Here is a 20,286-nt window from a genome sequence, read left to right as displayed (position 1 = left end):
TGGGTTAAATGTTATGAGTTAAGAGTACGTCAAACATTATTTCTGTTTTCATCTTTGGGCTTTTTTGTGCCTTTCTGTCTTCGTGGCAAAAAAAAGACCGTCCTGAAGAATCAGAACGGTGAAGTTCCCAGTCAAGTCATGAGAAAATGAACCCTCGATTTATAAACTGTGCTAAACGGTTAAGTTCTTTATTGATGTTGTAAAAATGCAATTGCAGTTTTACCTGGCTGTTACCAAAGCATGTAGGAATTGTTATTTCGAAAAACTGCCAGCTATGAGCCATTAGCTTTTAGCAATACAACTATGTAAGATGATTTTTGCATGCAGCTAATAGTTAAAGGCATACAGCTTAATCACAAAAAAGCCCCCTGAGAACAGGAGGCTGAATAGAGGATACTTGCTTAAGGAAATCACTCTTTACTCTCTTGAGTAAAATATGTTTAGTATACGTTTGTTTGTTGTGAAAAGCTCGTCCAACCTTGCATCCAGTTTGTTGCACCAAATGCACCACGGAAAGTACCGGTAGTAAAGAAAGCACTCATACCAGTATAGTTAGCGCCCGTAAGGGCAGGTGAACCAGCTGCCGGAAGAAAGTTAGGAGCAGTAAAGTTGAAAGGCGCAGTTAACATCGCTGCGTTTCTGTCGGCCAATACTGTATTGTTATTTGTAGCATTTGTCATCAAAGTGAGTAAAGCTGCATTGGTCAATAACGTCGGGTTGCTTGTTGCAAATGTTGCTGTAGCATCAGCAAATGGAGAAGAAAGGAATTTGTTGTAGGAATGAACAAGGTTATTTCTAAAAATGCTTTCGCCATTTACAAAACCGTTGATCGTTGCATCACCATCCAATGCAACACCGTTTCCATAACTGCCAAGAATTAGTGAGTTGCGGAATTCGAAACGGGCAGCACGACGCCATCTGTTACCAAAACGGTGTCTTGTTCCTGAAGGCAATCCTGTTGTATCGTATACACCAATTAAAGTAAAGTTGCTTAAAACCGGACGGGTATAAGGAAGAGCAGAAGTACCGCTTGCATCGTTATCGCACTCGATCTGGTTAGCATCATCATCATCATAAAATTTATCACGCAGTGAAACAGCATACTGTATCTGGCCATTATACCCGAAATCAAAATCGAAATCATCATCACCGCTTGCATAAGAGATCAGGTTCTTACAGTTTACGGTACCACCAAAAAATTCAAAACCATCATCGCCACAAAATGCAGCCTGAACGTTTTCAATAATTGTACCGGCACCTACACCATACAGCGAAAGACCGTTTAACTCACTATTGTTTTCTGCAGTAATACCTGCAAATTCAATACGTACATAACGGAGAATACCGCTGTTATCACCTGCATCGGTTCCGCCATAAGGACGGTTGCTACCTCCTTCAGTTATTGGTGCAGGCACCAGCGGACGATTTGTTGGCGCATAACCGCACATAGAAATACCACCCCAGTCAGCATTACCACGTGAACCGGCTGCTTTATTACTTGTAAATACAATTGGGCTATTAGCTGTACCATCAGCAACCAGTTTGCCACCCTGTTCAACAATAAGAGCAGTTTTTACAGACGCATCGGCAACAATAACCGAACCAGCTGCAAACTCCAATGTTGCGCCTTTGCCTACATACACAAAACCAGTTAATGTGTATTTACCTTTGGGCAAAGTGAGGTTGCGATCAATACGGCCACTAAGTGTTGTTGGTATTGCTGTCGTATCTGTGCCACCTGTTTCACCAACTGTTTCGTTAAAATCAACCTTAATACATGCTGTAAATGTTAAGGCTGTAATTGCTGCAAGTACTAACTTTTTCATACTATGTGTTCTTTGTGAATTTTTATTTTTATTTAGTCAGATCATATGTAAAACCAATGCTGAAAGTTGTACCGGGAGTATAGCTATTCCACAATCTGTCGGCACCACTCGTAAACTTGTTTTTTGCATCAACATTTTCGTAGAAGTAAAATGGCTGATTGAAAATATCAGAAGCAGTAAAACGAACCTCGCCTTTATTTTTTATCACTTTCATTGAAACCTGCAAATCAACAAGGTCTCTTGGGCGTTCGTAAATATCATAGATCAATTGATCCTTACCGCCTGCTAATGAAAGACGTTGTCCTATTCTGTTATACAACAGTGAAGCATTGACCTTTCCATTCTTATCGTTGTATTGTAATCCAACATTTACCAGGTAAGGTGACTGTCCTTGCAATGGCCTGTTGAATGACTGTTGTTGACCGCCAGCTGATACACCTCCAAGACTTACAGAAGATTTCAGAATAGTAACGTTTGTAAAGATGTTAAACACATCAAGCTTTGGAGCAATAAAGCCTAAGCCTTTACGCACCTCAATTTCAAATCCGTAAGTATTTGCTTCACCCGCATTCTGAAACTGGTAACGGCGAACGCTTCCTGCTGCCAATGCACGCAATTCAATCGGATCGTTAAACTTTTTATAGAATACTGCAACAGATACTCCTTCACTTGCTTTTGGATACCATTCGTAACGCACATCTGCATTCCAGATATCACTTCTGCGTAAGGTAGTATCACCACTTACAGCATAGTTTTGTTCATAATCATAAAACGAGAATGGGGCAATTTCCCTGAACTCAGGACGGGCAACTGTGCGATAACCTGCTAAACGTATCTGATGCTTATCTTTTAAGCTATAGCTCAGGTTCAATGAAGGCAGATAATCCCATTTGCTTGTATTGATAACCACACGTTGAAGATCAGAACGAACTGTAGTTAAAAACTGCTGGAAATTTTCTACACGTAAGCCCCATACCAAACGAAGTTTATCAGAGAATCTGTTGTCGAACATAGCGTAGCCGTTGTTCACAATGCTTACACCAAAATATTTGTCTTCGTTTTGAGTTTCTTCCGTATAAATGAATTTGCCACCGCCTATATATTGCTCGTTAAATACTTCGCCAAGAGGTAATGTAAGCAAGTTGCTATTTGAATTATCTTCTAAACGATAACGGAAGTTTCTTGATTTAAAATCACGAAGGCGGATCAACGTACCTCCCCCGGCTTTAAAAGTTTGCTTTTCGCCGGCCATAGTGAACGGAACTGTTAATCCGCCATTACCTCCATAAGCGAAATCTTTCAGATCACTAAAGAAACGACCGGTTTCATCGGTAATTAAAGTGAACGGATTATTTGTATTTGTGTTACGTTGATATGAAACGGTGCGGAGGTCGGGTTGTGATTTAGAATTGTAAGAGAAATTTCCGTTCAATTTAAGTTTAATGCCAGATTTTGATAATTGTTGTTCGGCTTCAAGTTGTGAAGAAAGCAATGAACGTTGGTTGAGATAACTGCTACGAAAACTAATATCCTGACCGTCTAATAAATTTCTTCCGCTACGTGCATAATAGTTGTCATCGTACAACTGGTTATAGAGGTTTTTGAAAGCAATTTTTAATTTACGTGTAGTAAACGCAATGTTTGCTACTGCACCGACGCTGGTAGAAAACCGATTCTGATGATCTGAGATAGAACGTTCAACTGATCCTGAAAAATCATTGATGTTACGGTTAACATCGTAAATATTTTGAGCATTACGGTAAGTAAGTCCACCAATAAACCCAAACGAATTACCATTCTTTAATTTATACCCCTTGCCATATGTAAGATTATAACTTTGAATAGGTGCTGCGGTGATCTTACGTTCGTTGAACACATCAGAGCGAAAGAGTTTTGATTGTGCGGCTTTTGATTCAGGGCTGCTTTTTAAATATTGTGTACGTGCTTGAAAGCCTTCTGGCATATCTCTGCGACCATTATCAAAACCAAACCAGTCGCTGGTTTCACGTTGATTGGTCACAAAATCTTTAAATGTCGATTGTGTATTATACCCAAGGTTAACGCCAATACTCAATATATTTTTTGTTGGAACGTCTTTCGTTTGAATTTGCACCAATCCACCTGCAAACTCACCCGTAAGATCAGGAGTAGCTGTTTTATTTATAACAATGTTATCGATCAGTTGAGAAGGGATCACATCAAACGAAAAAGCTTTTTTATCAGGTTCAGATGATGGTAACTGTGCACCGTTGATGAGTGCCTGGTTATAACGATCACTCAAACCACGAACGATCACAAACTTATTATCCTGGATTGAAGCGCCACTTACACGCTTCAACACTTCACCGGTATTTTTATCGGGTGTACGACGGATGAAATCGGCAGACAAGCCACTTGATAAAGATGTGTTGTTACGTTGGAAGCTTAATAAGCCTGAGGTATTTTCTCTGCGTGCTGTACTGCGGATGACAATCTCTGTTCCTTCTTTTGCAGCAACATTCAACAAAATGGAAATCGTATTATCAGCTTCTGCTGTATTTGCTTTTACTTCTACTTCATCTACAGCTTTGGTTTGATAACCAACAGCAGTAACAGTGATAGTATATTTTTTTCCAGCTTCTAAAGCAACAACAAATCGTCCTTCAATATCAGCTGCAAAAGAGCGACTGATCTCAGATACTGAAATCGACGCTCCCCCAATAGGTTCATTCTTTTGGTTAAGCACACGGCCGTTTAAACGAATGGTTTGGGCTGATAATGTAAAGCAGGTAATTAATAATGCGAACAGGGTAGTTAGTTTCCTCAAGTTATTCCTTTGCATAATCTCTATTTGATGCCGCAAAGGAACCTTTGTAATGTTATCGCAAAGTAAAGGACGTGTTAAGGAAACATTACCTGCACATTAAGTCAATGTTAACGGAATTAGAAACGAAACTGTAACCGACAGGTAAGCACGTTGTCTTTTAGATCCTGGGTGTAACCTGCTAATTGTGTTTTTTCATTCTTCACAATAGCATAGTAAAGCAACAGCTTTACATTTTCAGTGAGATAATTAACGTAGCCGATATTTAACGTAGAATATTTTATGTTGGCCGCAGATAAATTTGCACCTGTTGCACCAATTTGCATTCCTTTTACTTTCGTATTTGGATCGTACCAATCATATTTCAACACCAATTGATGCTGTGTAGAAAAAAGGTGTTGTAAGAAATAAAAATAAGCACCATTGAATTGACGAATGTGAAACCCATCGTTACCTGCAACCAGAGCAGTAGGTGTTTCACTGCTGTTGGCAGTACCTGTTTGTGTACCTGCAAGAAATTCGCCCCTGAATTCTGTAAAACCTTTGCGGTTACGGATTTTCAACTGTGCATCGGCTCCGTAATATTTGCGTGGTGACACGGCGCCGGCGTTTGTAAGAGAAGAATCAACAACAAGTTTTGTAATACCTGCATTTTCGGCTGTGCTGTATTTGTATTTCGTGTTCTGTAACAGGCCTCCGTGCAATGCCGAAACGCCGGCTGATAAAGTAAGTTTCTTGCCTGCGGTATATGGCTTCAAAGCAATTCGTCCGATCAGGTCTTTACTGTTATCAAAATCACCGGTGGCATTAATACCCTGGCCATTAAAATAACCGAGGTCCATTTTTAAATACCGGAGTTTAGCATCCTTTTTTCTTGGTTCAAACGTGATCATTCCTCCAAGATCACGTTCACTTTTCATGAGCGTTTGACTCATACGTCCACGTTCCGGCGTTTCACGGTCGCTGCTGCTCATGTTCACTTCATAACCGATAGGGCGGGCAAACATACCCGTGGTAAAAGCAAATAGCTGGTAATTATTTTCGAATACACGTCCCCACACATCACGTATGGTAAAGCCTCGTTCATTCACATCAAACTGGAAAACGATTTGAACGCCTGGTTTTGTGCCCTTTCCAAAATGAGCATAATCAATACGCACCCGGCTGCGGCGCAACATAAAACGGTTGTTTACATTAGGGGCGAAATCAGTTCCTTCAAAATTCTTTATTCCCTTACTTTCAGCAAGTTGAAACTGCGGTTGGATATAACCGGAGAGGCGTAAATGATCAAACTTCTTGTAAATACCGAGCATTCCCTTACCGGCTTCGGTGGTGGTATCGATCATATCCATCAAAAACTGTGATTTGCCGGCAACGGGCAATAGTATACAAAGGAGCAAAAGCCCCCTTACAAAGAGTTTGTTCATGTTTTTTCCTTAAGCGCTGCAAAGGTACCATACCCCTTTCCCACCTGTGTTAAGAAATCATTAGCCCTGTGTTAAGAAATTATTATCAAACCCTATTGAGATTGGTAAAAAGTTCAAAAAAGTACCTTTGCCGAAATTTAAAAACCGCTATGTCAGTTATTAATTCTTTCATGAAGTTCTTCTTACCCAAGGACCGCATTTTTTACCAGTTGTTTGAAGAAGTTTCTGTTACCTCGTTGGAAATGGCCACCTTACTGAAAAAGATGGTGAATGAGCGTGAGTTTGAAAAAAGAGCAGAGATCCTTCGCCAGATCGAAGACCTTGAACACAAGAACGATGATCTCACCCATAAAATATTTACTGAATTAAGCCGCAACTTTATCACTCCTTTCGACAGGGAAGATATCCACTACCTTGCATCTGCTATGGATGATGTGGCCGATTATATTTTTGCTTCTGCAAAAAAGATCAATTTCTATCGTGTAGATCCGCAGCATGAAAGTTTCACCAAAATGGCTGATCTTATTATGCAGGGTTGTGAAAATATCCGCACAGCAGTTACCGGTTTAAAAGATATGAAGAATATGCGCCAGATCACCGATGCACTTGTGCGTGTAAACAGCATCGAAAACCAGGCCGATGATATCTTTGATTACAGCATTGAACGCCTGTTTGCAACAGAGAACGATGCGAAAGAAGTGATCAAGAAAAGAGAAATTTACCAGGCGATGGAAATTGCAACCGATAAGTGCGAAGATGCAGCGAATGTTATTGAATCCATCATTGTTAAATACGCATAAATCAATTTGAAAATGTATCAATTTGAAAGTGGAGGTTTCATTTTCAAATTTTCAAATCAACTAATTATCAAATTGTATTTATGACTTTACTTGTAATCATTATAGCACTGGCACTCATCTTTGATTATATCAATGGGTTTCATGATGCCGCAAACTCCATTGCCACTATTGTTTCTACCAAAGTGCTAACGCCTTTCCAGGCAGTAATTTGGGCGGCGTTCTTCAACTTTATTGCCTTCTTTATCTTTACTGATCATGCAGTAGCAAATACTATTGCTAAAACAGTACATAAAGAATTCATCACCATGCCGCTTGTACTTTCAGGATTGGTGGCGGCCATTTTCTGGAACCTGCTCACCTGGTGGTATGGTATTCCCTCATCCTCTTCACACACATTGATCGGTGGTTTTGCAGGTGCTGCTATTGCGCACGCAGGTTTTGAAAGTATTGATCCAACGAGTATTTATAAAACGCTCATTTTTATTATCCTGGCACCCATCATTGGTATGGTGATCTCGATCTTTATCGCTTTGGTTACAGTACAGCGCAATTTCTGGCTTAAGATCGGGATCATTGTGGCTGTTGTTGGAGGAGCCGTTCTGTTTATTCCATTTAAAAAAGAATTTGAACGCTGGGCTTTGCTTGCACTTGGGGTAATTTTCGTAGGCACCTATATTTATAATCACCTCCGTGGCGAAACAGCTTACCGCACAGGTAATATGTACAAAAAATTGCAGCTTGTTTCATCGGCCATCTTCAGTATTGGACATGGTGGTAATGATGCACAAAAAGTAATGGGTATTATTATGGCAGCGTTGATTGCTTACGATCCCAATTCTTATACCTTAGGTGAAATGCCAAACTGGATTCCTATTGCCTGTTATTCAGCAATTGCCTTAGGTACGATGAGTGGCGGTTGGAAGATCATTAAAACAATGGGTACCAAAATCACCAAAGTAACACCGCTGGAAGGTGTGGTAGCAGAGACTGCTGGTGCCATTACGTTGTTTACTGCTGCTAACTTAGGTGCGCCTGTAAGTACTACTCATACCATTACTGGTTCGATTGTGGGTGTGGGCGCAACAAAACGTTTGAGCGCTGTACGTTGGGGTGTTACCATTAACCTCTTATGGGCATGGATCTTAACCATTCCTGTTAGTGCATTGGTGGCTGCATTAGTGTATGCCGCATTCCATTTCTTTATCCCGGGTTTTAATTAAGCTCCTTCAAAATAAATTTTGACAATCCAACCCCCTAAGGTTGGATTTTTTATTTATGGCTGGTAGTTGCATCTTTGCGGCTCAATAAAATAAGCGTATGAAAGGAATTATTCTTGCCGGCGGTTCCGGAACAAGATTACACCCCATCACCTTTGCTATCAGTAAACAGATCATGCCTATTTACGATAAGCCCATGATCTATTATCCGCTTTCGGTTCTAATGATGGCAGGCATTCGTGAAATCTTAATCATTTCCACTCCACAGGATCTGCCCAATTTCAAACGTTTGCTCGGCGATGGTAAAGGATTAGGCGTTAGTTTTACTTATGCAGAGCAAGCTGTACCTAACGGGTTAGCTCAGGCATTTGTCATTGGAGAAGAATTTATTGGCAACGATGATGTAGCGCTGGTATTGGGTGATAATATTTTTTATGGTGCTGGTCTTGGTAAATTACTTGCCAACAACACCAAACCCGATGGAGGTATTATTTACGCTTATCATGTAAGTGATCCGGAACGTTATGGTGTGGTTGATTTTGATGAGAACATGACGGCGCTCAGCATTGAAGAAAAACCATCGAACCCAAAAAGCAATTACGCTGTTCCAGGATTATATTTCTACGATAATGAAGTGGTGAAAATTGCAAAAGAATTACAGCCGAGCCCACGTGGTGAATACGAAATAACAGATGTAAATAAAGAATACCTGAAAAGAGGAAAGTTAAAAGTATCCATACTCGACCGTGGAACTGCATGGTTAGATACCGGTACCTTTGACTCATTAATGCAGGCATCGCAATTTGTGCAGGTGATAGAACAAAGGCAGGGCATTAAGATCGCCTGTATCGAGGAAATAGCGTGGCGCAAAGGGTTTATTTCCACAGAGCAATTACAGGAACTGGCTCAACCTTTATTGAAGAGTGGTTACGGACAGTACATCATGAATCTCATCAAACAATAAAACAACACAGCGATATATTATTATGAAAAAGATCTTAGTTACAGGCGGATGCGGCTACATAGGTGCCCATACCATTGTTGACCTTGTGGAAAATGGTTATGATGTTGTTTGTGTCGACAACAATTCACGCTCCAACACCAAGTTGCTGGAAGGTGCTGAAAAAATTCTGGGAAAGAAAATCAAGAATTATAAAGTTGACCTCTGTAACTACGATGAAACCTATGCTGTGTTGCAGGAGAACCCCAATATTGAAGGCGTCATCCACTTCGCTGCTTACAAAGCAGTTGGTGAAAGTGTAGAAAGGCCCTTGATGTATTTTGAGAACAATCTTGTTTCACTGATGAACCTGTTGAAATGCGTACAGGAATTCCAGATTCCAAATTTTGTATTCTCTTCTTCCTGCACGGTGTACGGTAACCCTGATACAGTTCCTGTAACAGAAGAAACGCCACCCAAGCCTGCTGAAAGTCCTTATGGCTATACAAAGCAAATGGGTGAACAGATCGTTAGTGAATCGGTTAAGAGTTTTTCAACCAATGCGATATTGTTACGCTACTTTAATCCCGTAGGTGCACATCCAAGTAATCTTATTGGCGAATTGCCTTTAGGCAAACCTCAGAACCTTGTGCCCGCCATTACTCAAACTGCTGTTGGCAAACTTCCACAAATGACGGTGTTTGGCAACGATTACCCAACAAGAGATGGTTCCTGCGTTCGTGATTTCATTCATGTAAGCGATTTAGCTCATGCACATACGCTTGCCATTGATTACCTCGTTGAAAAAAGAAATCTTTCACGTTGCGAAGTTTTTAACCTCGGAACAGGCAATGGTGTAACGGTACTGGAAGCCATCAATACGTTTGAAAAAGTAAGCGGTCAAAAATTAAATTATAAGATAGGGCCACGCCGTGTGGGCGATGTGATTGCCACTTATGCCAACAAAGAAAAAGCAACAAAATTGCTTGGCTGGGAGCCACAATATGATCTTGATCAAATGATGAAAACAGCGTGGGACTGGGAATTGAAAGTAAAACAGGATGAAAGCCTCTACGGCAGCCAAAACAGCATCCTGAATTAATGCAATAAATACAGTTTGTTGCTGCAACAAAAATCGCAGACCGACACACGTTCGTTCTGCGATTTTTTGTTTCTGTTCAACTCAAAACTTTCCCTTTTCTTTGCAGCGAAATTGAAGCCGGGGTCCTGCTCCGACTGCTCATATAAAACATAACAAACGTCTTTTTAAACTTCTGCAAATGGCATTACAGGATATCCAGGTAAGCGGCAATAAAGATACCCGTAGCGGTTTTGGCGATGGTATTTTAGAAGCAGCACGCAAGAACGAAAACGTAGTAGCATTAACCGCCGACCTGGCCGGCTCAATGAAACTCCAGGCATTTATCAAAGAATTTCCTGAACGTTTTGTGCAGGTGGGTATTGCAGAAGCAAACATGATCGGTATTGCTGCCGGTTTAACTATCGGCGGAAAAATTCCGTTCACCACAACGTTTGCAAATTTCAGCACGGGTCGTGTGTATGATCAGATCCGTCAGTCAGTTGCTTACAGTAATAAGAATGTAAAGATCTGTGCCTCACATGCCGGTTTAACACTGGGTGAAGACGGTGCAACTCACCAGATCCTGGAAGATATTGGTATGATGAAAATGTTGCCGGGTATGACGGTAATTGTTCCCTGCGATTATAACCAAACCAAGCAGGCAACCATGGCTGCTGCCGAATATGAAGGACCATTGTACCTGCGTTTCGGTCGCCCGGTATGGCCCATCTTTACCAAACCTGAAGATGAATTTGTAATTGGTAAAGCACAAAAGTTCAGCGATGGTACTGATGTTACCATTTTTGCATGTGGCCACATGGTATGGTATGCAATACAAGCGGGTTTACAGTTACAGGAAAAAGGCATTTCGGTTGAAGTGATCAACATTCACACCATTAAACCTTTGGATGAAGAAGCTGTATTGGCTTCTATCAAAAAAACAAAATGTGCGGTTACTGCCGAAGAGCATAATGTACTTGGCGGTTTAGGTGATAGCATTGCACAAGTTGCTGCAAAGAACTTCCCTATTCCTATTGAAATGGTGGGTACACAAGACACATTCGGTGAAAGCGGAAAGCCGGTTGATCTGTTGAAGAAGTATGGATTAGATGTTGCAGACATTGCAGCTGCAGCAGAAAAAGTGATCAGCAGAAAATAAAGCGAACTACTTGCTTATTATAATAAACCCCGACCGTAAGGCGGGGTTTTGTATTTACTTATAAAGAGTGAAATAAGTGAACCTATTTTACCACGGGCTGGGTTGGTTCTCTCCAGTTGTTACCAGGTTTTTTAAATTGCCGTTAATGAGTAAACTCCATGCATTAGAGCAGTCGTTATAACATTCAAGTTTTGGCGCAAGGCCTACATGTGTGAAGAGCAGTTCAGTTTTGTCATCTTTTATTGCAATGTCAAAACATATATTGGTGCCTGTCCATTCCTGTTTATTGTTCACAAAACTTAATGAGGCATTCTCCACATACCACACTACTTTTTTGCCGGGAATAAATTCAGTTATTCTTTGTTTTGAAAAATGGATGCCGGGAACAGTGTAAGTAAATTCAGCACCGGCCTTACCGGTATCACCTTCAATTTCTCCTGACCACCATCCCCGAACATTGTTAATGGAATTGAATACTTCTTCTGGCGATTGATCAACCAAAAAACAAGTAGTGAAACTTTGTGTTTGCATTGAACATTTATTGAAAATGAGAAACAGCCCTTTAATTCCAGTTATCGATTTTTAAATCATGAGGTGAAGGTTTTCCCTTTCCTGTTTCAATATATTCACGCAGACTTAAGAGAAACACGGCCCACTTCATGCTGCAATGAGCTGTAAACTCGACTGCTTCACGCCAGTTACGATGTCCGAACAAGAGTATGGTTTGGTCATCCTGCTGCGACAGATCGAATGTAATTTCTGTTCCAATCCATTCACCTGGCCCTTCAATACATTGCCAACTCACCCGCTGTGATGGTTTCATCTCTTTCACCTCCATCTGCATTTCCCCTTTAATGTCGCAGGTTACTGTTCGGAAGGTGAATTTGATTTTTCCGCCAATTTTTTCATCGCCTGTTGTTTCATCCGTCCACCAATTAGAAAGACCTTCAATTGTTGCAAATGCTTTATATACTTTTTCTGCTGATGCACGAATGCCGATGCGATGAATAATGTTTACCATTGGTTCATTTTTTTACTAAGAGACAAACAAGTTAATAGGATTTCCTCCTGTAAACATACTATCCTGCTTCCGGTTTCAAAGGGTGTAAAATAGACTTTTCGATGGGTTGATTTGGACATCGCTAATTTCTACCTTTAAAAAAAGTTTGGCATGAAACATCTTACAATCGTAGTGCCCGATGGTGAAGGCAATAATATCAGCAGCATAGTGGGCAGCTATAAAATATTTACACGAGCCAATGCTTATCGTAAAGCATCAGGCAAAAAAGAATTATTTAAAATAGAACTGGCAGGTCTTTCGAAAAAAGTGGATTATTATGATGGGCTATTTTCTGTGCGGCCTCATACTTATATATCAGCAATCAGGAAAACTGATCTCATCATCATTCCATCACTCAATCATAATTACCAACAGGCGGTGAAAGAAAATGAATTGCTGATCGACTGGATTGCAAAACAATATAAACAGGGTGCTGAAGTGGCCAGCATCTGCACCGGAGCTTTCCTGCTTGCAGCTTCGGGCTTGCTGAATGAACGAACCTGCTCTACCAATTGGGCAGTTGCTGATAAATTCAGGGGGCTTTTTCCCGAAGTGAATTTGAAAATTGACAAACTGATCACTGATGAGGATGGTATTTACACAAGCGGTGGTGCTTATTCTTTTCTTCATCTTATCATTTATCTAATCGAAAAATATTACGACAGGGAAACAGCGATCTATTGCGCAAAAGTTTTTCAGATTGAAATGGACAGGCAGAGCCAATCTCCGTTTACCATTTTCACCGCACAAAAATCGCATGACGATGATGTTATAAAAAAAGCGCAACTGTATATTGAAAGCAAACTCGATGAAAAAATTTCTATTGAATCGCTCTCTTCAAAATTTGCCGTTGGCAGAAGAAACTTCGACAGGCGATTTATAAAAGCCACCGGCAACACACCAATTGAATATGCACAAAGAGTAAAAACCGAAGCTGCTAAAAAAGCTTTTGAAACTACCGGCAAAACTATCAGTGAAGTGATGTATGCAGTGGGTTATTCCGATGTAAAAGCTTTTCGTGAAGTGTTTAGGAAAATTACAGGTTTGTCGCCTTTGGAATATAAAAACAGGTACAATAAAACCAGTGTAACGTTGCATGTGTGAACAGATGCTTTGCAAATAATTATTTGCAGGATTTATTTAATAATCACTTCCAGCTTTCCGAATTTGCTATAAATAAAAATGGCTCGTGAAACACGAGCCATTTTTATTTACAAGGTTTCTTTTAACCATCTAAAAAATTCACGCTGCCACACCTGCGCATTTTGTGCACTTAACACCCAATGGTTTTCATCGGGCAAATAAACCAACCGGCTTTTAATTCCTTTTAACTGCAATGCCTGGAAAGCCTGCAATGCCTGATCGGTTGGTACACGATAATCTTTACCACCCTGGAAAATAAGCATGGGTGTATTCCATTTGCTTACAAAGTTTGAAGGCGAGAATTGCTGATACGATTTTTGTGCAGCTGCATTTTTTGTATCCCAATAAGCACCGCCATAATCCCAATCAACAAACCACAATTCTTCAGTTGTACCATACATGCTGCGGAAATCAAAGATGCCATCATGAGAAATAAATGATTTGAACCGGTTGTTGTGCATGCCTGCTAACATGAATACTGAATAACCACCATAGCTGGCGCCGACACAACCTAACCGTGATTTATCAACGAATTTTTCTTTGCTTACGTTATCAATCGCTGATAGATAATCACGCATCGCTTGTCCACCATGATCTTTGCTGATATCTTCATTCCATTTTGTACCATGCCCAGGCATACCTCTGCGATTGGGTGCAACAACTATATATCCATTCGCCGCCATCAGTTGAAAATTCCAGCGGTAAGAATAGAATTGTGTGAGAGGTGATTGGGGTCCACCCTGGCAATAAAGTAATGTTGGATACTTTTTATTTGGATCAAAATCTGGCGGATAGATCACCCAAACCAACATATCTTTTCCATCAGTTGTTTTTACAAAACGTCGTTCTGTTTTACTCATTCCAAGGCTTGCATAAACAGCATCATTCACGTGCGTAAGTTGTTTCATTTCGCCATTGGCTATGTTTACACTATACAATTCTGCAGCATGATTCATATCGTTACGTGAAACAATCAACGTATTACCTACTTGTGCTACAATACTTGTAACATCAAAATCGCCTTTGGTGATTTGTTTTACTACAGGTGCAATTTTTGTCAGGCCCGGGTAGTTCACTTCAAACAATTGCAATGTGCCGTTTACAGGAGCCCAAAAGAAAATGGTTTTATTGTCTTCGCTCCATTTAAACCCTTCTACATGTATAATATCTCTTGATGCCGTTAGATTTACTTTACTTGTACCATTGCTGACAATGATATCCTGTTTGTCCGATTCAAAACCATCACGTTTCATACTTAACCATGCCAGTTCACCTTTTTGATTGAATGCAGGGTTAATATCATAACCCATCATTCCTTCAGTAAGATTTTTTGTTTGGCCGGTTTCAACATTGTATTCATAAAGATCGGTGTTGGTGCTTACAGCGTAAGCAGTACCGAATTTCTTTTTTGCCACATAAATAATGCGTTTACTATCGGGGCTCCAGATAAAATCTTCATCGCCACCATAAGGTTTTTGCGGAGCATCAAACAATTCGCCTGGCATAATATCTTTTGCTTCGCCTGCTTTTCCATCTTTTAACGGCGCTACAAATACATGCGAAAAAGCACCATCTTCCCATGTATCCCAATGGCGGTAATTAAGTTGATCATATACCTGCACATTAGATTTCGAGAATTCCGGATACAGGTCTTTTCCATCAATCTTTTTCAGTTTTACGTCATTGGCGCTGATAATGTATTTACCATCGGGTGATATGCGATCGCTAATGAGTAAACTATCGGGGTTGCCAATGACAGTTGGTTCGCCTCCATTTTTTGGAATAGCAAATATTTTTCGTTTGCTTTTATTTTCATTGATGTCGGGCGTACTTACACTGTAAACGATCCATTGCTTATCTTTTGAAAGTCCAAGACCCGACACCCGTCCAAGACTCCAAAGCAGTTCAGGTGTCATCTTGTTTTGTGAAAAACTAGTAAGAGCAAAAGCCAGAAAGACGACGAATGCGATTGATTTTTTCATATGCATATTTTTATACGATTACACTAAGTTAGTTTCTTTCGCATTTGAAGGCATTTACTTGTCACAAATAAATATGACTTTAATCATGTTGTCTCACATGTTCCCCATCGATATTTGCTGCATTAAATGTTTCGCCAGATTTTATCCATATTATTCCTTCTTGCATTTGCCGTGCAAACATTTCAACAAAATCTTATTGTTGGAAGTTATTACCTGAACACGGCTATGTATGCAAGAAACTGTGAGAATAAAACCAAACCAGCATCAGGTTGCAAAGGCAAATGCCAGATGATGAAAAAATTACAACAGGAAGAACAAAAACAAGCTCCTGCTCCGGGCATGAAAGCCGAACAGAAAGGCGAAACCTTTACTTCATCTTCCTCCATAAGTCTTCTTAGTATACCCCATATTAATGACGATAGTTACAGAGGATTTGCCTTTAGTAGCGGCAAGCCTTTATCTATCGCCTTAAGCATTTTCCATCCCCCTTCTTTGGTTTAGTTCAATCCATTCTGTTTTTTAAGCAACCCATCCCTGTTCTTCTTTCGTGTATTCATACGGATGAGTTATTTGCATCAAGTTTAAATGAACTACCTATTATGTATTGGCTATACCGGGTAAGTGTAGTGCTGCTATTTGCACTCACTGCTCACCAACTATCTGCGCAAAGCACCATCAAGGGCAAACTGATCGACAGCCTGAGTAAAGAACCTGTTCAGGGAGCAACTATTCATTGCACGACTATTAATTGTAATTGTAGTTGCATCAGCAATGCTGCAGGTGAATTCACCATGCACTGCAAGAGCAATTGCAATGAACTGGCAGTAACATCTATCGGCTACAGCAATCGTTCGTTCAAAACAGGAATTAGTAATTTATTGGTGTCGCTCACTCCTTCTGCTTCGTTTCTGCAGGATGTGGTTGTATCGGCCAACAGAGGCGAAGCAGTAAAACGTTCATTGGCACCTGTTGCTATCAGCACACTCAGCAATCGTGTACTGCAAGATGCAAAACCGGTGACACTCGACCAGGTGTTGAACAAAGTCAGTGGTGTAAACATGGTGAACCTTGGTAACGAACAACACCAAATGAGCATTCGCCAACCAATGACAACAAAAAGTTTGTTCCTCTATTTAGAAGATGGTATTCCTGTTCGTACAACAGGTTTGTTCAATCATAATGCCCTGCTTGAAATAAATATGACTTCGGTAAAAAGTATGGAAGTGATCAAAGGCCCGTCCTCATCGTTATACGGCAGCGAAGCAATTGGTGGCGTGGTAAATTTTATCAGCATTGCACCAACTGCTGTTCCTGTGTTGAAATTATCGTTGCAGGGAAATAACATTGGTTACAAACGAAGCGATCTCATTACTTCCTTTCAAAAAGGGAAATGGGGTTTTGCTCTCAGTGGTTACTATGCCGATAAACAAAACAGCTATCTCGAATACAGCGATTTTCATAAAGGCACTGTAACTGCAAGAATTGATTATCGCTTTTCTGATAAAACCTTTTTGAGTAACAGTGTAACATGGGTCAATTATTTCAGCGATATGTCGGGTGGTATTGACAGTGCAATGTTTGCCAGCAAAACATTTAAGAACCTGCAAACATTTACTTATCGTAAAGTAAATGCGTTTCGTTATCACTCAACCTTAACGCATAAGTGGAACGAACAAAGCAAAACAACTGCTACGATTTTATTTAGAGCGAACAGCATTGGCCAAAATCCGGCTTATCGTGTGAAAGATGATTACCGGAAAGTTGGCGCTATATATGTTGGCAAAAAAGATCTTGCACATGGCGAAATAAATGAAAGCAGATTTAACAGCTATTCATTTATTGCACAGCACAAACAAAACTTCAATTGGAAGAAAGCAGTAATCATTGCCGGAGTCAATGCCGATCTCAGTCCATCAACTTACAATGCAAATTATATCCGCATAAAAAAAGATACGGTTTCAAAAAAATATGTGACCTATCAAAACAGCGACAGTATTTTAACTAACTATGCAACAAAGCTCAACAACTATGCAGCCTTCGCCAGTTTCGAATTCAGTCCGCTGGAGAAGTTGCGCATTGTTGCTTCGCTGCGTTACGATCTGTTTCAATACAAATTCAATAATAATTTAACACCATCTGCGTTCAGTGGATCGGCTGACACGGTTAATGCATTCAGTCGCATGAGCCCTAAAATTGGTTTCACTTATAACTTTAATAGCAACATCGGCATTTATGCCAACTACAGCGAAGGATTTGTGCCGCCGCAGGTAACAGAAATGTACACCGGTGTGAAAGTACCCCGTCTTGATGCGTCCATTTTTTATAATTACGAAGCAGGTGGCTGGGTCTCTTTACTGAAAAATAAACTCAGCGCTGATGTGAGTGTTTACCATCTCGCTGGCACCAACGAAATTATTTCGGTAAAACTCGATGATGGTTCTTTCGCTAATCAGAATGCCGGTAAAACACAGCATCGTGGCGTTGAGTTCGGCATCAATGCAAACCCGGTAAAAGATGTTACCCTTCGTTTCAGTGGTGCGTATAGCAAACACACATTTATCAACTACACCGAAAAAGGCCTCAGCTACAACAACAACCAAATGAACAATGCACCTAACTGGATCTGGAATACTGAGCTGTGGTACAAACCTTCTTTTGTAAAAGGTTTGCGTGTGGGAGTGGAATGGCAACATGTAGGTGAATATTTTGCTGATCCTAAAAACACAGCAACATACGAAGGCTATGATGTACTGCATCTAAGAGCCGGTTACCGTATTAAAAATTTTGAACTTTGGGCAAACCTGATGAATGTAACCAACCGCTATTATTCTTACATCACCAGTAAAAGTTCTTTCGGCTACACTTACCAGTTAGCAGAACCACGGCATATTAACATGGGCATATCATTTGATTTTGCGCAAACAAAAAAGACCAGGTAAACATGAAATACATTTTCTTTCTATTAGCAAGCATCATCGTATTGGCATCCTGTTCTACCAATAATGGTGAATTAAACATTACAACAACCGAACCTGTTCTCATCGATACCATTCCCGGCTCATGTCCATATCTCACAAAAGACAGCAAGGGCAATGTATTGTTGAGTTGGGTACGCAGCATCAACGATTCGTCTTCGATCTTTTGTTATGCAGTATCAACCGATGGTAAAACTTTTTCTTCGCCTGTAAGCATTCCTACAAGCACCAACATTCATCCTCATGCAGAAAACTTACCGAAGATCATTGCAAAACCATCGGGTGAATTAATTGCCCTGTGGGGAGCTGCCAATCCAAACCCGAAGAATAAATATTCCGGCTTGGTTTTTTATAGTCAGTCCTTTGATGAAGGCAAAACCTGGAGCGACGCTAAACAATTAACAAGCGATACAGCAAGTTTTGATCAACGATATTACGATGTGGCCTTACTGCCCGATGGAGAAGCAGGTATTATCTGGCTTGATAACCGGAAGTCGACAACCAAAGAAGGTTCAGGCTTGTACTTTGCACGAACAGCAGGCGCTGATGGTTTTCAAAAAGAGCAACGCATCAGCCAACTTTGTTGCCAATGCTGCCGCACACAATTGTTCATTGATGCCAAGGGTGGCATTCATGCTATCTATCGTGGTATTGTGAACGACAGCATCAGGGATATGATGCATATTGTTTCAACCGACAATGGTAAAAACTTTACGCAACCAATTCGCATCAGCAATGATAATTGGGTGTTGAAGGGTTGTCCGCACACCGGACCATCGATGACGGAAAACAAAACGGGTTTACACTTTGCCTGGTTTACCGGTGCAGGCAAGAAAGGTTGTTATTACACTACCTCATCAAACAATGGTGAAAATTTTTCAGCAGGTGACAGTGTAAGCAGCAATGGTTCGCATCCGCAAATGACTACTCTTGCCAATGGCGAATTAATGCTGGTATGGGATGAATCGGCTGAGATGAACAACAAACCAGTAAAACGCATCGCCACTCAAATTAGAAATGAAAACGGAACAAGTGTTGGCAAAACATTTCTCACAAAAGATACTTTAGCCGCCAGCTATCCGGTGATCACTTCGCTCCCTTTAAACAAAGCAATGATCGCTTTTATTGAAAAGAGGGAAGATAAAAGCTTTGTAAAGTATGTGTCCGTTCAATAAACTTGAATTTCTTCAGCCATTAAACTTTTTACTTCAAAAGCCATCTAACCGATGGCTTTTTCTATTTTTATGTTCTCATAGAAAGATCCAAACCAGAAAACCTCTATTCAAACATGACGCAACCAGACGACAAGGAATTACTGCTGCAGTTCCATGACCCTGCCACAAAGGAGCGGGCCTATACCCGTCTCATCAAAAAATACCAGGAAAAGCTTTACTGGCATATCCGCCGCATGGTGGTTGAGCATGAAGATGCAAACGATGTATTGCAGAACATGTTCATCAAAGTATGGAACGGGTTGGAAAACTTCCGGGAAGATGCCCAGCTTTATACCTGGCTTTACCGCATTGCCACCAATGAAAGTTTAACCTTTTTGGAGCAGCGGAAAAAACGCACCGCCGTTTCGATGGATCAGGTGGAGGCCGGACTCAGCAATACCATTAAAGCCGATAAGCATTTTGATGCCAACAGGCTGGAGTGGAAATTACAACTGGCCATCCAGCAACTTCCTGAAAAACAGAGAGCTGTGTTCAATCTCAGGTACTACGACGAAATGCCTTACGAAGAAATGAGCCGTGTGCTGGAAACCAGTGAAGGCGCCTTGAAGGCCAGCTATCACCATGCAGTAAAAAAAATAGAAGATTTTATCCTCAACCGTTAAACGAAGAGCCTCAATAAACATCTATAGTAACAGAAA

General features: G+C 40.6%; 16 protein-coding genes. 10 read left to right on the top strand and 6 right to left on the bottom strand.

Going from position 1 to position 20,286, the window contains the following annotated elements:
- Nucleotides 1-440: 440 nt before the first annotated feature.
- From ACO1QW_RS17010 to ACO1QW_RS17000, 3 genes are all read right to left on the bottom strand, one after another.
- Nucleotides 441-1,826, bottom strand: a complete 1,386-nt coding sequence (locus ACO1QW_RS17010; RefSeq protein ID WP_486260584.1) for a hypothetical protein — start codon at nucleotides 1,824-1,826, stop codon at nucleotides 441-443.
- A gap of 28 nt (nucleotides 1,827-1,854) precedes the next feature.
- Nucleotides 1,855-4,647 (bottom strand): TonB-dependent receptor, encoded by a 2,793-nt coding sequence (locus ACO1QW_RS17005; protein WP_486260583.1) that lies wholly within the window; start codon nucleotides 4,645-4,647, stop codon nucleotides 1,855-1,857.
- Nucleotides 4,648-4,748: 101 nt separating this feature from the next.
- Nucleotides 4,749-6,056 (bottom strand): porin, encoded by a 1,308-nt coding sequence (locus ACO1QW_RS17000; protein WP_486260582.1) that lies wholly within the window; start codon nucleotides 6,054-6,056, stop codon nucleotides 4,749-4,751.
- A gap of 149 nt (nucleotides 6,057-6,205) precedes the next feature.
- Between ACO1QW_RS17000 and ACO1QW_RS16995 the strand changes: the two genes are divergently transcribed.
- From ACO1QW_RS16995 to ACO1QW_RS16975, 5 genes are all read left to right on the top strand, one after another.
- Nucleotides 6,206-6,856 carry a DUF47 domain-containing protein gene (locus ACO1QW_RS16995; protein ID WP_486260581.1) on the top strand — a complete coding sequence of 217 codons (651 nt, stop codon included), beginning with the start codon at nucleotides 6,206-6,208 and terminating at the stop codon, nucleotides 6,854-6,856.
- 80 nt (nucleotides 6,857-6,936) lie between these two features.
- Nucleotides 6,937-8,076: an anion permease gene (locus tag ACO1QW_RS16990; RefSeq protein ID WP_486260580.1), complete on the top strand. Its 1,140-nt coding sequence runs from the start codon at nucleotides 6,937-6,939 to the stop codon at nucleotides 8,074-8,076.
- 97 nt (nucleotides 8,077-8,173) lie between these two features.
- On the top strand, nucleotides 8,174-9,037 hold the full coding sequence (gene rfbA, locus ACO1QW_RS16985) for a glucose-1-phosphate thymidylyltransferase RfbA (protein ID WP_486260579.1): 864 nt from the start codon (nucleotides 8,174-8,176) through the stop codon (nucleotides 9,035-9,037).
- A 22-nt stretch (nucleotides 9,038-9,059) separates the two neighbouring features.
- Entirely contained in the window at nucleotides 9,060-10,115 is a 1,056-nt protein-coding gene (gene galE, locus ACO1QW_RS16980) for a UDP-glucose 4-epimerase GalE (RefSeq protein ID WP_486260578.1), read from the top strand.
- Nucleotides 10,116-10,293: 178 nt separating this feature from the next.
- On the top strand, nucleotides 10,294-11,253 hold the full coding sequence (locus tag ACO1QW_RS16975) for a transketolase family protein (protein ID WP_486260577.1): 960 nt from the start codon (nucleotides 10,294-10,296) through the stop codon (nucleotides 11,251-11,253).
- A gap of 87 nt (nucleotides 11,254-11,340) precedes the next feature.
- On the opposite strand, the gene ACO1QW_RS16970 is transcribed toward ACO1QW_RS16975, so the two are convergent.
- Both ACO1QW_RS16970 and ACO1QW_RS16965 read right to left on the bottom strand, forming a co-directional pair.
- The gene (locus ACO1QW_RS16970) at nucleotides 11,341-11,784 is read right to left on the bottom strand and encodes an SRPBCC family protein (protein ID WP_486260576.1); all 444 of its coding nucleotides are present in this window, start codon (nucleotides 11,782-11,784) and stop codon (nucleotides 11,341-11,343) included.
- A gap of 31 nt (nucleotides 11,785-11,815) precedes the next feature.
- Nucleotides 11,816-12,274, bottom strand: coding sequence for an SRPBCC family protein (locus ACO1QW_RS16965; RefSeq protein WP_486260575.1), 459 nt, complete (start codon nucleotides 12,272-12,274; stop codon nucleotides 11,816-11,818).
- 150 nt (nucleotides 12,275-12,424) lie between these two features.
- Between ACO1QW_RS16965 and ACO1QW_RS16960 the strand changes: the two genes are divergently transcribed.
- The gene (locus ACO1QW_RS16960) at nucleotides 12,425-13,417 is read left to right on the top strand and encodes a GlxA family transcriptional regulator (protein ID WP_486260574.1); all 993 of its coding nucleotides are present in this window, start codon (nucleotides 12,425-12,427) and stop codon (nucleotides 13,415-13,417) included.
- 107 nt (nucleotides 13,418-13,524) lie between these two features.
- Here the strand turns inward: ACO1QW_RS16960 and ACO1QW_RS16955 are convergent, their stop codons facing one another.
- Nucleotides 13,525-15,438, bottom strand: coding sequence for a S9 family peptidase (locus tag ACO1QW_RS16955; protein ID WP_486260573.1), 1,914 nt, complete (start codon nucleotides 15,436-15,438; stop codon nucleotides 13,525-13,527).
- Between the two features lie 126 nt (nucleotides 15,439-15,564).
- On the opposite strand from ACO1QW_RS16955, the gene ACO1QW_RS16950 reads away from it, so the two are divergent.
- The 4 genes from ACO1QW_RS16950 (at nucleotide 15,565) to ACO1QW_RS16935 (ending at nucleotide 20,250) form a co-directional block, all read left to right on the top strand.
- Nucleotides 15,565-15,939: a hypothetical protein gene (locus ACO1QW_RS16950; RefSeq protein ID WP_486260572.1), complete on the top strand. Its 375-nt coding sequence runs from the start codon at nucleotides 15,565-15,567 to the stop codon at nucleotides 15,937-15,939.
- A 98-nt stretch (nucleotides 15,940-16,037) separates the two neighbouring features.
- Entirely contained in the window at nucleotides 16,038-18,377 is a 2,340-nt protein-coding gene (locus ACO1QW_RS16945) for a TonB-dependent receptor (protein WP_486260571.1), read from the top strand.
- Between the two features lie 2 nt (nucleotides 18,378-18,379).
- Complete coding sequence (locus tag ACO1QW_RS16940) at nucleotides 18,380-19,588, top strand: sialidase family protein (protein ID WP_486260570.1); 1,209 nt, start codon at nucleotides 18,380-18,382, stop codon at nucleotides 19,586-19,588.
- Nucleotides 19,589-19,701: 113 nt separating this feature from the next.
- The gene (locus ACO1QW_RS16935; RefSeq protein ID WP_486260569.1) at nucleotides 19,702-20,250 is read left to right on the top strand and encodes an RNA polymerase sigma factor; all 549 of its coding nucleotides are present in this window, start codon (nucleotides 19,702-19,704) and stop codon (nucleotides 20,248-20,250) included.
- Nucleotides 20,251-20,286 lie beyond the last annotated feature (36 nt).

Source organism: Lacibacter sp. (genome assembly GCF_057361365.1).
This window is presented reverse-complemented; position numbering and strand designations above follow the sequence as displayed.